General features: G+C 72.2%; 7 protein-coding genes. 1 reads left to right on the top strand and 6 read right to left on the bottom strand.

The window, feature by feature from the left end; genetic code table 11:
* Nucleotide 1: 1 nt before the first annotated feature.
* The 5 genes from OOK07_RS26645 to OOK07_RS26625 form a co-directional block, all read right to left on the bottom strand.
* Nucleotides 2-1,636, bottom strand: coding sequence for a serine/threonine-protein kinase (locus OOK07_RS26645; protein ID WP_266798904.1), 1,635 nt, complete (start codon nucleotides 1,634-1,636; stop codon nucleotides 2-4).
* A gap of 152 nt (nucleotides 1,637-1,788) precedes the next feature.
* On the bottom strand, nucleotides 1,789-3,459 hold the full coding sequence (locus tag OOK07_RS26640) for a protein kinase domain-containing protein (RefSeq protein WP_266798902.1): 1,671 nt from the start codon (nucleotides 3,457-3,459) through the stop codon (nucleotides 1,789-1,791).
* A gap of 59 nt (nucleotides 3,460-3,518) precedes the next feature.
* Nucleotides 3,519-5,165, bottom strand: coding sequence for a serine/threonine-protein kinase (locus tag OOK07_RS26635; protein WP_266798900.1), 1,647 nt, complete (start codon nucleotides 5,163-5,165; stop codon nucleotides 3,519-3,521).
* 162 nt (nucleotides 5,166-5,327) lie between these two features.
* Nucleotides 5,328-8,093, bottom strand: coding sequence for a serine/threonine kinase C-terminal domain-containing protein (locus OOK07_RS26630; protein ID WP_266798898.1), 2,766 nt, complete (start codon nucleotides 8,091-8,093; stop codon nucleotides 5,328-5,330).
* A gap of 164 nt (nucleotides 8,094-8,257) precedes the next feature.
* Nucleotides 8,258-10,480, bottom strand: a complete 2,223-nt coding sequence (locus tag OOK07_RS26625; protein WP_266798896.1) for a serine/threonine-protein kinase — start codon at nucleotides 10,478-10,480, stop codon at nucleotides 8,258-8,260.
* Between the two features lie 171 nt (nucleotides 10,481-10,651).
* Between OOK07_RS26625 and OOK07_RS26620 the strand changes: the two genes are divergently transcribed.
* Nucleotides 10,652-11,695: a serine hydrolase domain-containing protein gene (locus tag OOK07_RS26620; protein WP_266798894.1), complete on the top strand. Its 1,044-nt coding sequence runs from the start codon at nucleotides 10,652-10,654 to the stop codon at nucleotides 11,693-11,695.
* A 155-nt stretch (nucleotides 11,696-11,850) separates the two neighbouring features.
* Here OOK07_RS26620 and OOK07_RS26615 read toward each other — a convergent pair whose 3' ends face one another.
* Complete coding sequence (locus tag OOK07_RS26615) at nucleotides 11,851-13,557, bottom strand: glycerol-3-phosphate dehydrogenase/oxidase (RefSeq protein WP_266683942.1); 1,707 nt, start codon at nucleotides 13,555-13,557, stop codon at nucleotides 11,851-11,853.
* Between the last annotated feature and the right edge of the window lie 169 nt (nucleotides 13,558-13,726).

The raw sequence follows: 13,726 nt of genomic DNA, 5'->3' as shown, positions 1-13,726 counted from the left end.
GTCAGAGCCGGTGGATGTCCCAGTTGGCGATGGCCTCCTTGGCGATCTCCCGGCCCTCGTCGGTGAAGTAGCCTCGGCCCGGATAGTCGATCCACAGCCGGTACATGTCGCCGTTGCCCGCCCGGTAGTAGCGGATTTGGGCCTCACGCAGCTGCGGGTCGTCGGTGGCCGTGTAAACGATGGTGTTCTCGGCGGCCTTGTGGTCCTTGTAGGTGCTCGGCTGGGGATCGCCCTTGGGCGCGGGGTCGTCGGCGATGCCCCAGGAGTACTCGCCGTCCTGCAGCGTCGCCCACTCCGCGAAGGCCCTGGCCGCCGCGGACTCCGGGATCTCGTGGCCCTTGTCGTCGGCCTTGATGTCGCGGTCGACGGTGATCCAGACCGTGCCGCTCGGGTCCTTGAAGGAGGCGGTCGTCCCGTCCGAGTCATCGGCGGGTTTGCTCTTCACGAAGGCCGCGGGCACGCCGATGGCGGACCCGACCTTCGCACCTAGGTCGTGCCTCTTCCAGCCGTCCGGCAGCGTCCCCGCGAACGGATCGGCAATCAGGAGATACGCCGCCACCGCCGCCGCGACGACACCCGCACCGGCCCCGAGCCACGCCCTGCGCCCGAGCCTGATCCCGCGCGTGACGATCTGCACGGGCTGGGTGGGCGCGGGTGCCGGTGGGTTCGCGATCTCCGACAGCACGGCCCGGATCCGGGTGGCGGTCGGCCGTGTGGCCGGATCCTTCTGCAGCAGATCCATGATCAACTCGGCCAGCGGGCCCGGCGCCGAGGCGGGCGGTGCCGGCGTGGCGTTGAGGACCGACTGGAGCGTGGCCGGCGTGTTGCTGCGGCGGAACGGTGAGAAGCCCTCCGTGGCCGCGTAGAGGACGACGCCGAGGGACCAGAGGTCGGAGGCCGGGCCGGGACGCTGGCCCAGCACCCGCTCGGGCGCGATGTACTCGGGCGAGCCGACGAAACCGCCGGTGTCCGTCAGGTTCGTCTCGCCCTCGATCTGGGCGATGCCGAAGTCGGTCAGCACGACGCGGTCGTGGCGGCCCAGAAGCACGTTGTCCGGCTTGACGTCACGGTGCAGGATGCCCGCCGCGTGCGCGGCCTCCAGCGCGCCGAGCACCTCCAGGCCGACCCTGGCCGCCTCGCGCGCGCCCATCGTGCCCTCCTGCAGGGCGTCGCCGAGCGAGCGGCCGTGCACCAGCTCCATGACGATCCACGGCCGGCCGTCCACGACCGCCACGTCATGGACGTTGACGACGGCCGGGTGGTCGAGGCGTGCCGCGGCGCGCGCCTCGCGGCGCATTCGCTCGAAGGCGTTGGCGCGTTCACGCTCGGGAAGATGGTCCGGGACGCGGGGCTCCTTGACGGCGACCTCGCGGTCGACGGTCTCGTCCTTGGCCCGCCACACCGTGCCCATGCCGCCGTGCCCGAGCTTGGCCAGCAGCCGGTACCGGCCCGCGACGAGGCGACCGGCACCCGGATCCTGCGCGGGCTGGGACTGCGACGGGACGACCTGCGTGGGCGTCGCACGCGTGGGCGCCGCCGGCTCGGGCGCCGCCTGCGCGCTCGCCTGCTGCGGCGGTTGCAGAACAAAGCTCGTCGTGTCGTCGGACTCGCGGGCGGATGCCCCGTTGCTGCTCATGCGTCCATCCATATCGCGCCGGGTGCTCCCGTATCCACAAGGAATGCTTTCCGGTCACACAGCCGTGACCCGCGCTGCCGCCTGTTACCGCTTTGTGCATGCCCGACGGCGGTACGAAGGCGTGTGTCGTTCAGTGACGTCGAAGGTGCCGGTCAGTGACGCATGAACGTGTCGGTCGCGACGTCGAAGTACTCCTTCGCCTCCCGTACCTTTCCTACCGGCGCCGACACCCACACGTCGTACATCCGCCCGCCCTCCTCCCAGCACACGTCGTAGGTGTGCCGCGGCCCCTCCGCCGCACTGAAACCGCTCCAGGTGAACTCCCAGAGGGCGGCGGGCTGTCCGGCCTGCGTGGTCAAGGCGACCCGGCCGTCGTGGTAACCGGGGTTCGTGTCGGCGCCCTTGGCGGCGGCGCGCCGCATCACGCCGAGCGGACCGCCCGGCGCCGGGTCGGCGACCTTGATGCCGAGGCGGAAAACCTCCCCCGGCGACATGTAGAAGACACGCTCACCCTGGGGCTCGCGGGTGAAGTTCTCCGGTACGGCGAGGGAGAAGCCTGCGGGGTCGTCGGCGGTGCGGTAGCCGGAGGGGGCGGAGGGGCGGTGACTCGCGGTGGCGCCGGCACCGGAGACCGTGGCGGACGATGAGGTGCTCGGGGCAGTGGGAGACGCCGGAGTGCCGGGAGGGGCCGAAGTGCCGGGAGAGACCGACGCGCTCGCCGGCGTATGCGGCCCGGGGCTCGTCGGGGTGCCGTCCCCGTCACCGTCCCGGTTCATGAGCAGCGCCGCCGCCGACACCCCCGCCCCGGCCATCGCGGCGACGAGCAGCGCGGCCACCAGCACGCTCCGGGTGGAGCGCCTGGTCTCCACCGTGGGCGACGGCGCGAGCGCCGGCGTCGGTGACGGCGTCGGCACGGACACGGGCGCGGGCGCGCGCGGCACGTCCCGCTGGGTCGGGGTGTAACCGGGCGGATGCTGCGGGGTGCGGCCGGTGGCACGGTAGGTGCGCAGCATCCGCTCCGCCTGCTCCGCGTCCAGCCGCCGGTCGGGATCACGCTCCAGCAGGCCCAGTACGACGGGCAGCAGCGGCGCGGCCTGCGCGGGCGGCCGTATCTCGTCGACCACGACCGCGTGCAGGATGCCGCCGAGCGAGTCGCGCCGGAACGGTGATTCGCCGCTCAGGACGGTGCACAGCAGCGCGCCCAGCGACCAGAGGTCGGACTCGGGGCCGGTCCTCGCACCGGACATCCGCTCCGGCGCGGTGTACTCGGGCGAGCCGACGAAGGAGCCGGTCTCGGTGAGCGTGGTGGCCCCGGCCACCTGGGCGATACCGAAGTCGGTGAGGACGACCCGGTCCGTGCCGGCCTCCAGCAGGACGTTGGCGGGTTTGATGTCGCGGTGCAGGACGCCGGCCGCGTGCGCGGTGCGCAGCGCGCTCAGCAGTCCGACGCCGATACGTGCGGCCTCGGCGGCGTCGACCGGCCCGCGCGCGGAGACCCGGTCGGCGAGGGTGCCGCCGTCGATCAACTCCATGACGATGTACGGGCGTTCGTCGTGTTCCACCACGTCGTGGACGACGATGATGTGCGGGTGGCGCAACTGGGCCACCGCGCGGGCCTCGCGCAGCGTCCGGTCGCGCTGACGCCGGGCCTGGTCGGCGGAGAGCGTCTCGTCGAGGTCGAGTGGGATCTCCTTGACCGCCACCTGCCTGCCGAGCAGCTCGTCGGTCGCCCGCCACACCACGCCCATGCCACCGCGCCCGAGTCTCGCCTCAAGCCGGTAACGGCCCGCGATGACACGGGCGTTCTCCCCCTCGGTCCCCATGCGCCCCATCATGCCGCACCGGACGGACCGGCTCCGGGGCACCGACCGGCCAACTCCGGCTACTGGGCCGTCTTCTCCTGCCAGCCCTGCAGCACCGACTTGAACTGCTTGCTCGTCTTCGCCCAGCTCTCGGCAGGCCCGGACATGTAGATCGCGTACTCCGTGCCCTCCCGCGAGAAGTACGTCTCCTCGATGGCGTGGCGCGGCCCGGCGACATGGGGCGGGTCCTTGGCCAGCGCTGACCAGGTGTACTCCCAGACGGACCCCTCGACGTCGCGGTACACGTTCTTCTCCAGCCGCACTCCCCGGTAGCTGACCAGTCGCCGCTTGAGCTGCTCGGCCAGGTCGAGCTGGTGCGAGTAGGCGTCCTTGAAGTCCGGCGAGGTGTCGATGGCGATACGGACGAAGTGCTTGCCGTTGTCGGGCGTGTAGTCGACCTGGCGGAGGTCCCCGTCGACGCCGACGATCTTCCGCTGCCAGCCCTTGGGCAGGTAGAGAGTGAAACCCCAGGGGTCGTCGTAGCGCTTCCACGCGGCGGGGACACCTCCCGCGGGGGCGCTCGTGGCACCGCTCGACGGGGACGAGGTCTCCGATACGGCGGGTGTGCCGCCGCCGTTCGGCTGCGCCCCATCCCATTTCTGCCACGCCACCGCCGCGCCGCCGCCGATGATCGCGGCGAAGGCGACCGTGAGCGCGAGGGACCGCAGACGGCGGCGCTTCGGCTCGGGGACCGGGCCCGTGGGCATGCCGGCCGGCCCGATCGACGTGGGCGCCGGCACCGGCACCGGCGGATACGGCGTCGACGAGCCCGGCTGCGGACCCGTACCGGCCTCCGTCTCGTGGTGGGAGCCCATGTGCTGTGTCGGCACGTACGCCTGCGCCGCGTTCGAGCGGCGCCCCTCCGCCGCCTCGGCGAGCATCTGCTCGGCCTCGGCCACACCGGGCCGGGTGGCCGGGTCCTTGTGCAGCAGCGCGGCCATGACGGGCCCGAGCGGGCCGGCGTAGTGCGGCTCGGCGGCGTGCTCCTCGACGACGGCCTGCATCGTGGACAGCGGCGAGGTGCGGCGGAACGGCGACCTGCCCTCCACTGCCGTGTACAGCGTGGCGCCGAGCGCCCACAGGTCGGAGGCGGGGCCCGGGTCGTGGCCGCGGACGCGCTCGGGGGCGAGGTAGTCGACCGAGCCGACGACCTCTCCGGTCCGCGTGATCGTCGTGTCGCCCTCGATCTGGGCGATGCCGAAGTCGGTGAGCAGGACGCGTCCGTCGTGGGCGATGAGCACGTTGCCCGGCTTCACGTCACGGTGCAGCACGCCGGCGGAGTGCGCGGCGCGCAGCGCCCGCAGCACCCACAGCCCGATGCGCGCGACCTCCGCCGGCTCGATGCGCCCGTGCTCCTTGACCGCGTCGGCCAGCGAGTATCCCTCGACCAGCTCCATCACGATCCACGGGCGGCCGTCGTGCTCCAGCACGTCATGGACGGTGACGACCGCGGAGTGGTTGATGCGCGCGGCGGCGCGCGCCTCCGCCCGCGTGCGCGCGAGCAACCGCTCCTGGTCGCTCTCGGACACGTAGAGCGCGGCGGTCAACTCCTTGATCGCTACTGCCCGGTGCAGCACCTCGTCGTGGGCGCGCCACACGCGGCCCATGCCGCCGCTGCCGATCGATTCGGCGAGCCGGTAGCGGCCCGCGACAAGCTGGCCCTGCATCTGATTCACGTTGCCCCGCAATGCTCTTGACAGGGTCAGACTAAGGACCGGCCCGCCAACAGGGAACCAGGGGGGTCCCATGAAGACCGCACTGTGACGGTTGTCGCTTCTGTGCATGGGGCGCAACCATCCGCGCCCTTCACGGAGCCTTCACAGACGAGTTCAGCCGGTCACCTGATAGGAAGCCGACGCCTGTTGGTAAAGCTGCGTCACCTCGTCGCGCTGGGACTCCGGGCCGCGCACCTGCACGATGTGGTACCGCCCGTTGATGAGCATCGCGATGTTGCGCACATACAGGTCGCGCCCGCTGCCGTCGGTCCAGGTGAACTGCCCCTCGGCCGTTGCCCGCGTCCCCACGGTGACGGTGCGCAGCCCGGTCGCGGTGGCCCAACTGGAGCTGCGGTACGGCTGCAGCTCGTGTTCCTTGTCCCGCTGGTACACCATCGGATCGCTGCCATAGGTGACCGCGCCGTCCCGTCCCTTCACGACGATGAGCTCGAAGTCGCCGTGCGAGTACACCACTTGGTTCCAGCTGTTCTTGCCGGCCCGGGACCAGCCCTTGGCCACGGCCACCTGGAAGCCCTCCGGGTCCTTGCGCAGGGTGAAGCCGTCCGCGAGGTCCGGTCCGGTGGTCTGACTCTCCGTCGCACCCGCCGACTTGGACGGGGAGGCGCTGCCGTCGTCCTTCGGGGAGGTCTGGTCGGGGCGTGGCTCGCTGCCGGCGTTCGGGTGCGACTGCGTGGGGGCGGCGCTGACGTCCCCCGCCGTGCCGGTATGGTCGCTGCCCGCCGCGCCGCTCCCGCCGGACTTCGGCATGAAGAACATGGCGTACGCGACCGCCGCGGCCAGCAGGAGCAGGATCAGCAGGAGCAGGGTACGCCCGAGTCCGCGCGGCGACTTCACCTCCTGCTTGGCCCGCTTGTGCCGCCCGTGCGCGCTGGTCGCGGGGAGTCCGGCGCGGCGCCTGCGCACCAGCTCGCCGCGGCGCCGTACGACGGGCAGCCGGCTGGTGTCAGCCGGCGGTGCGGCGACCACGTGGGCACCGGCGTCGGGCTCGGGCGCGGACCGCACCAGGGAACGCAGCCAGCCGCCCAGCTCCTCGAAGTCGAGGCGCTCGGTGGGGTCCTGACGCAGCAACGACTCGACGACCGGCCTGAGCGGCCCGCACTCCTCGGCGAAGGCGGGCGGTTCGGCGCACACCATCTGCACCAGCTCGGCCGTCGACTCCTCCGGATACGGCGCATGCCCCTGTACGGCCCTGAAGAGCAGCGCTCCCAGCGCCCACAGGTCGGTCGCGGGCCCGATCGGCGGCGCCAGCTGCCAGTTCTCGTGCACCGGCCCGGCCTGCTCCGGTGCCCATCGCTCCGTCACGGGCCCCACGACGGCCATCCGAGCCTGCCGGGCCCGCTCGGCGGCGAGCGGGGTGGCGGGGCCACGGGGGACGGGGGTGCCCGCCACCAGGTCGTCCCAGCGGCTCGGGGGCGTCGCGCCCGGCGGCAGCGGGGCGGGCGTGGAACCGGGCAGGGCAGGGGCGTTGGCCGCGGGCGCGGGCACCCCGGCGGGGTACGCCGTGTCCAGACCGGGTGCGGGAAGACCGGACGGGGAAGCGGCGCCGAGACCGGGGGGCATGCCCGGCTGAGCCGCGTAGGGGTCGTCGTCCGTGTAGGTCGCTCCGCCGGCGCCCTCGTCGGGAGGGAAGCCGCCGGCTCCGGTGCGGGGCGTGGCACCGTGCCAGGAGGGGGCGCCCACGCCGTAGGGATCGCCTGTCTGCCCCGGGGACGCGGTGTCGTCGGGCGCGCTCTGCGCACCGTCACCCGAAGTGTGTGTCTGTGCCGAGCCGTTGGCCTGCGCCGCGGGGCCGCCCTCGGGCGCGGAACGTGCCCCGGGCAGTGCCGCCCGCCCGCTCTGCTGCGCCTCCTGGACCCTGGCCGCGGCCCGGGCGCCCGCCCGGTACGCGGCGATCGCGCCGGCCCGCGCGGCCCGGACGTCCCCGCCGCCTTCGAGGGCCTTGGGCGCGAAGGCACCCGCCGAACCGGCCCCGTTCGCCGCCTCGGCCCCGACGGCCGGCAGTCCACCGGCCGCACGGGCCCCGATGGCGGCACGCCGGGCCGCCTCGGGATCAGCACCACCGAAACCACCGGGACCACCCTGGGCACCAGGACCACCTTGGCCGCTCCGGGCTTCCGGAGACCCCGGGAACCCTTGCCCTCCTTGAGCTCCTTGGCCGCCTTGGCCGCCTTGCGGAACCGGCCCACCCGAGGGGCCTGCGGCACCCCCGAGACCGCCGTCCCCGTCACCCTCCGGAGCCGGCACCGGGTCGTACCCGCACAGCGCCTCCTCCGCCGCCCCCACCGCGAGCCCGGTCAGCATCACCCGGCCGTCGTCACAGACGAGCACCGTGCGGGCCGTGATGTTCCGGTGCACCCAGCCGTGGGCGTGCAGCACACGCAAGGCCATCAGGACGTCGGAGGCCACCTCTGCCGCCCGATACGGCGTCAGTGGCTTCTCGGCGAGCAGGGCGGCCAGCGGTCGCGCCGCCACCAACTCGCTGACGATCCACAGCGAACCGCCCTCGGCGAACACGTCGAAGACCTGGTCGAGCCGTGGATGGTCGGGTATCCGCGCCGCGGCCTGCGCGGCCTCGACCGCACGCCGTACGGCGGGGTCGGTGGGCCGTCGCGCCCCGGTGCGCGCCGCGGACCGCCGCGCTCCCCGGTCCCGCGGGTCACGGGCCGTGAAGCCGTCGGGGAGCCCCTCCGCGTCGAGCACCTCCGCCTCGACGACTTCCGGCAAGGGCACCTGCCGGACCAGGACTTCCTGTCCGCTGTAGGTGTCGAAGGCCCGGGTGTCGGTGAGTTCGTACTCGTCGGCGGGTGGCAGCGGCAGGCGGTAGCGGTCGGCGAGTACCCGTCCCGCATAGTCGTCCACGTTGCCTCCCCCGGCAGCCCGGTCGGTCAATTCCGTTCGCCTTGCGCCCCGTTCCGCACCCATACCCGGATGCGTACGGTCCGTAAGCACTCACGATACGTGCCGGAGGCAACCCGCAAAGAGGTGATGCCAGATCTCGCGGCCCAAACGCGGGTTCGATCACTTCACGACTTGGGTTCGAACGTCTTCGCGAACGTCTGCCAGGTCTCCTTACGGAGTTCACTGCCCCAATTGACGGCTTTCGCCGTGTACATCAGCGCATACCCGAGATCGTCGTCCACGACGAAGCCCCGGTCGATCGTCCGGTACTTCGTCCCGCTCTCCACATAGGTGAACTCCCAGTCGGCCGCGTTCCAGCCGCGGTAGTCCACCTGTCCTATGCGGATCTTCCGGTACTGCGAGCGCACCATGTAGCGCTCCTGGTTCTTCCAGTCGCCCACCGGGTCGCCCTTGGGCGTGGACGTCCAAGCGACGAGCAGCTTCTGCCCGCCGGGTCCGGTGAACCGGTCCCCCGCGGCACTCGTGGACTGAAACGTCCACCCCTTGGGCAGTCCGATCGAATACCCCTGGCCGCCCTTGTGCGACGTCTCCACCGCACTGCCGCCCCCGGACGGCCCGCCGGCTGCCCCACCGCTTCCGCCGGTCGCGGTCGGCGTGTTGCTGGGCGTGCCGCCGCCCTTCGAACTCGACGCGGACTGCGAAGCGCCCCCGTCACCACGGGTCCCGCCCCTTGTGTCCTCCTTGGAACCGGCACTGTTCGACGCGCTCGCCACCGGCTTCCTGCCGCCGCCCCCGGCCCCGTTCGCATCCTTGTCGTTGTCGCCGAGCGTGAGGGCCAGCACGGTGCCGAGCACGGCGAGCACGACCACCACCGCGATGATCACCAGCGTCCGCTTCGGCACCACGTCGGTGAGGGGCGCCCTGGGCACAGACCGCGGCGGCAGATCCGGCGGCGGCATGACCGGCCACCCCGAACTACGCCCGCCGGCCTGCGTGTTCGCCCCCTGGGATCCGCGCTCCGGTCCTCCGGAGCCCACGCCCTTCGCGGAAGCCGACGAAGCCGCCGCGGCCGAGGAACCGGAAGCAGCCAAGGTACCCGACGCCGGCGCCGTGCCCGAAGGGGACGACGTACCCGAAGAGGACGGCTGGGCCGACACCGACGGTGCCGAGGCCGTCGGCGGAGCCGGAGGCACGGGAGGCACCGTCGGCATGGGCGCCGTGGAGCCGGCCGCACCCGAGGCCGCACCGCCGGACTGCCCGGTGGACGTGGTGCCACCGGACCCCGAACCCGCCGTGCGGCTGCCCGACTTGCCACGAGCGGCCGCCGCCGAACCGGCCGCCCCCACGGCGGCCTTGCGCACGGAACGCAGCGCCCCGCGCAGCTTCTCCGCGGCCTCCTCGCCCCGCTTGGGGCCGGAGCCCCCCGAACCCCGCCCGCCCTCGGGCCCGTCGGGCTGCACCGGCAACGGCACGACCCTGGTCGCGTCGGCCGGAGGCTCCGGCTCGGCCGCCTTCGACTCGGGCGCGTGGATCACCGCGTTGAGCATCGCCCGCGCGCCGGCGTCGTCGAGCCGCTTCGCCGGGTCCTTGGTGAGCAGACCGTAGATGACGTCCGTCAGCGGCCCCGCGTTCTTCGGCTCCTCCAACTGCTCGGTCATCACCGCGGTCAGCGTCGCGATCGCGGAACCCTTGTCGTACGGCGGCACGCCCTCGACCGCCGCGTACAGCAGTCCGCCGAGCGACCACAGGTCGGCTGCGGGGCCCGGCTTGTGCCCGCGGGCCCGCTCCGGGGAGATGTAGGAGGGCGCGCCGACGAGCATGCCGGTCGAGGTGATCGACGGGTCGCCCTCGACCTGGGCGATACCGAAGTCGGTGAGCACGACCCGCTGGGTGTCGGACTCCAGCAGGACGTTCGACGGCTTCACGTCACGGTGCAGGATGCCTTCGCGGTGCGCCGAACGCAGCACGTCGAGAATGGCCAGCCCGACCTCCGCCGCCCGCCTCGGCTTCAGCAGGCCGTCCTCCCGGATGAACTCGGCGAGCGACTTGCCCTCGACGAGCTCCATCACGATCCACGGCCGGTCGTCCTCCTCGACCACGTCGAAGACCGTCACCGCGCTGTTGTTGCGGATCCGCGCGATCGCCTTGGCCTCGCGCAGCGTCCGCGTGATCAGCCGGCGCTTCTCGTCCTCGTCGATGTTCGACGGGAATCGCAACTCCTTGACGGCGACCGTCCGGCCCAGGGTTTCGTCCTCGGCCCGCCACACCGTGCCCATGCCACCACGGCCGAGCACCTTCCCCAGCCGGTACCGCCCGGCGAGAAGACGCTCGCGGTTGTCCTGACGAGTGTCCTGACGAGATGTCCCCGCCCGCTCCGCCTCCGACATGCGTCCCCTCATACAACCCGCCCTGACAGAGCCTTCATTGTCCCTCACCCGACAAGTGCCCGTCGCCCAGGGTGCTCCTGGCACCGTACGGGGTGCCTGTGCACGCGAGGCCCTGCCGCACCGCGCCGTCGGCCACCCTGCATGATGGGCCGCGACAAGGGAGGACTCGCGATGCCCCCGCTTCGGACGCTACTGGCCATGCCGGTGGCCCTGGCGCTGCTCGCTCTCACCCCCGCCGCCTCCTCCGCACCCACCGCACCGGCCACGGACGCGCTCCTCCCGCTGCTGGTCACCGCGGGCGGAGCCCCCGCCGCAGCCCTCATGGCCCGCGAGGAGCCCGGCACCCACTACGCCCGGGCGGGCCAAGGCATCAGCCGCGCCGACCACTTCCGCGCCGGCAGCATCACGAAGACCTTCATCGCGACCGTCGTCCTGCAACTCGCGGCAGAGCACCGGCTGTCCCTGTCCGACACGGTGGAGCAGCATCTGCCGGGCCTGGTGCACGGAGCGGGCAACGACGGCCGCGCGCTGACCCTGCGTTCCCTGCTCACCCACACCAGCGGCCTGAACGACTTCTCCGCGGAGACCAAGGGCCTGACCCCCCTGTCCCCCCTTCAAGCCGTACGCATCGCACTCACCCACCCTCCGGCCGAACCCGGCCGCTTCGCCTACTCGAACACCAACTACGTGCTGCTCGGCATGGTCATCGAGCAGGTCACGGGCCACTCCTACGCCACCGAGGCCGAGCGGCGCATCATCGCTCCGCTGGATCTGACGGGTACCTCCTTTCCTGGTGCGCGCACTTCTCTCCCCTCCCCGCACGGTCGCGCCTACGCCGCCGACGGAACCGACGTCACCGAACTCGACCCGCGGGTGGCCGGAGCCGCTGGCGAGCTCGTGACCACCCTGGCCGATCTGGACCGCTTCTACGCGGCACTGCTCGGAGGCCGGCTGCTGCCCTCACGCCTGCTGCACGAAATGCGCGACACCCGGGCCGCACACGGGTTGTACGGCATGGGCCTGTTTCCCCAGAAGCTGCCGTGCGGCATCACGGTGTGGGGGCACAACGGCCGTATCACCGGCAGCTATGTGCGCACCGCGGCCACCGTCGACGGTCGTCGCGTCCTCACCTTCCGGGTGAACACGACGGCGGTCACAGATCCCGGCCTCGAACCGGCCCTGCTCGCCGCCGAGTTCTGCCCCCGCACCCCGTAGAACGACCCGGTTCCGAACGAAGATCCCGGTTCGCGACACTCGTTCGAGTGACGCTCGTTCCGCCCGAACTCGCTGCCGGAACGTCCCGCCCGAACCTCCTGGGCGACCGGTCCCGCCGACCGGTCCCGTCCGAACGTCCCGCCCGGACCGACGCTCTACAGCGGCACGATGTCCCGGGCGCCGAGCCTCGCCGCATCCGCCGTCAGATCGTCCGGCTGCCGCTGCGACTCCCGCTCGGCCTCCACCCGCTTCTCGTAGTGCTCGACCTCGCGCTCGATGTGGTCCTTGTCCCAGCCGAGCACCGGCGCCATGAGTTCGGCCGCCTCCCGCGCACTCCGCGTCCCCCGGTCGAAGGTCTCGATGGAGATGCGGGTGCGCCGGGTCAGCACGTCGTCCAGATGCCGTGCGCCCTCGTGCGAGGCCGCGTACACGATCTCGGCGCGCAGATAGTCGTCGGCGGCCTGCAGGGGCTCGCCGAGCGAGGAGTCGGCGGCGATGAGGTCGAGGACCTCCTCCGTCATCGCCCCGTACCGGTTCAACAGGTGTTCCACGCGCACCACATGAAGGCCCGTGCGGGCCGCGATCCGCGCTCGCGCGTTCCACAGCGCCCGGTAGCCCTCGGCTCCGAGCAGCGGCACATCCTCCGTCACACACTCGGCGACCCGCATGTCGAGGCCGTGCACCGCCTCGTCGACCGCGTCCTTGGCCATCACCCGGTACGTCGTGTACTTGCCGCCCGCCACCACGACGAGGCCGGGGGCGGGATGCGCCACGGTGTGCTCGCGCGACAGCTTGCTGGTGGCGTCCGACTCACCGGCCAGCAGCGGGCGCAGACCCGCGTACACGCCCTGCACGTCGTCCCGCGTGAGCGGCACCGCGAGCACCGAGTTCACATGCTCCAGCAGGTAGTCGATGTCCGCGCTGGAAGCGGCCGGATGCGTCTTGTCGAGGTCCCAGTCGGTGTCCGTGGTGCCGATGATCCAGTGCCGGCCCCAGGGGATGACGAACAGCACGGACTTCTCCGTGCGCAGAATCAGTCCGGACGAGGAGTTGATGCGGTCCTTCGGCACGACCAGGTGGATGCCCTTGGACGCCCGTACGTGGAACTGTCCGCGTTCTCCCACCATCCCCTGGGTGTCGTCGGTCCACACACCCGTCGCGTTGACGACCTGCTTGGCGCGGACCTCGTACTCGCCGCCCGCCTCGACGTCCTGCACGCGCGCGCCGACGACCCGCTCGCCCTCCCGCACGAATCCCGTCACGCGCGCGCCGTTGGCGACCTTCGCGCCGTACGACGCCGCGGTGCGCACCAAAGTGGCCACATAGCGGGCGTCGTCCATCTGCGCGTCGTAGTACTGCAGGGCACCGACCAGTGCGTCCTTCCTCAGGGCCGGCGCCACGCGCAGGGCGTGACGTCGGGTCAGGTGGCGGTGCATGGGCAGGCCACGGCCGTGTCCGCGGGCCATCGACATGGCGTCGTAGAGCGCGACGCCCGATCCGGCGTACAGGCGCTCCCAGCCCTGGTGCTGCAAGGGGTACAGGAAAGGCACCGGCTTCACCAGATGAGGGGCCAGCCGCTCCAGGAGCAGCCCGCGCTCCTTCAGCGCCTCCCGTACGAGCGCGAAGTCGAGCATCTCCAGATAGCGCAGTCCGCCGTGGATCAGCTTGCTGGACCTGCTGGATGTGCCGGACGCCCAGTCGCGCGCCTCGACCAGGCCCGTGGACAGACCGCGCGTCACGGCGTCCAGTGCGGTGCCCGCACCGACCACGCCTGCGCCCACGACCAGCACGTCCAATTCGCGCTCCGCCATTCCCGCCAGTGACTCGGCTCGCTGCGCCGGCCCCAGTGTCGCTGTCCTCACCGCTGCCTCCCGCTATCAGTAGCGTCGGCCGCACCCGTGGGGCGAAGCCCGGTTCCTGTCCCCCTGCCCAAAATTCTGACCGGCTTGCCCGACTTCAGCCACCACGCGCCCTCAGCCTGTGGACAACATTCCCAGGACCTGCGGAAAACACGGACAGCCAATACCGCAA

The sequence above is a fragment of the Streptomyces sp. NBC_00078 genome (assembly GCF_026343335.1).
Lineage (GTDB): Bacteria > Actinomycetota > Actinomycetes > Streptomycetales > Streptomycetaceae > Streptomyces.
This window is presented reverse-complemented; position numbering and strand designations above follow the sequence as displayed.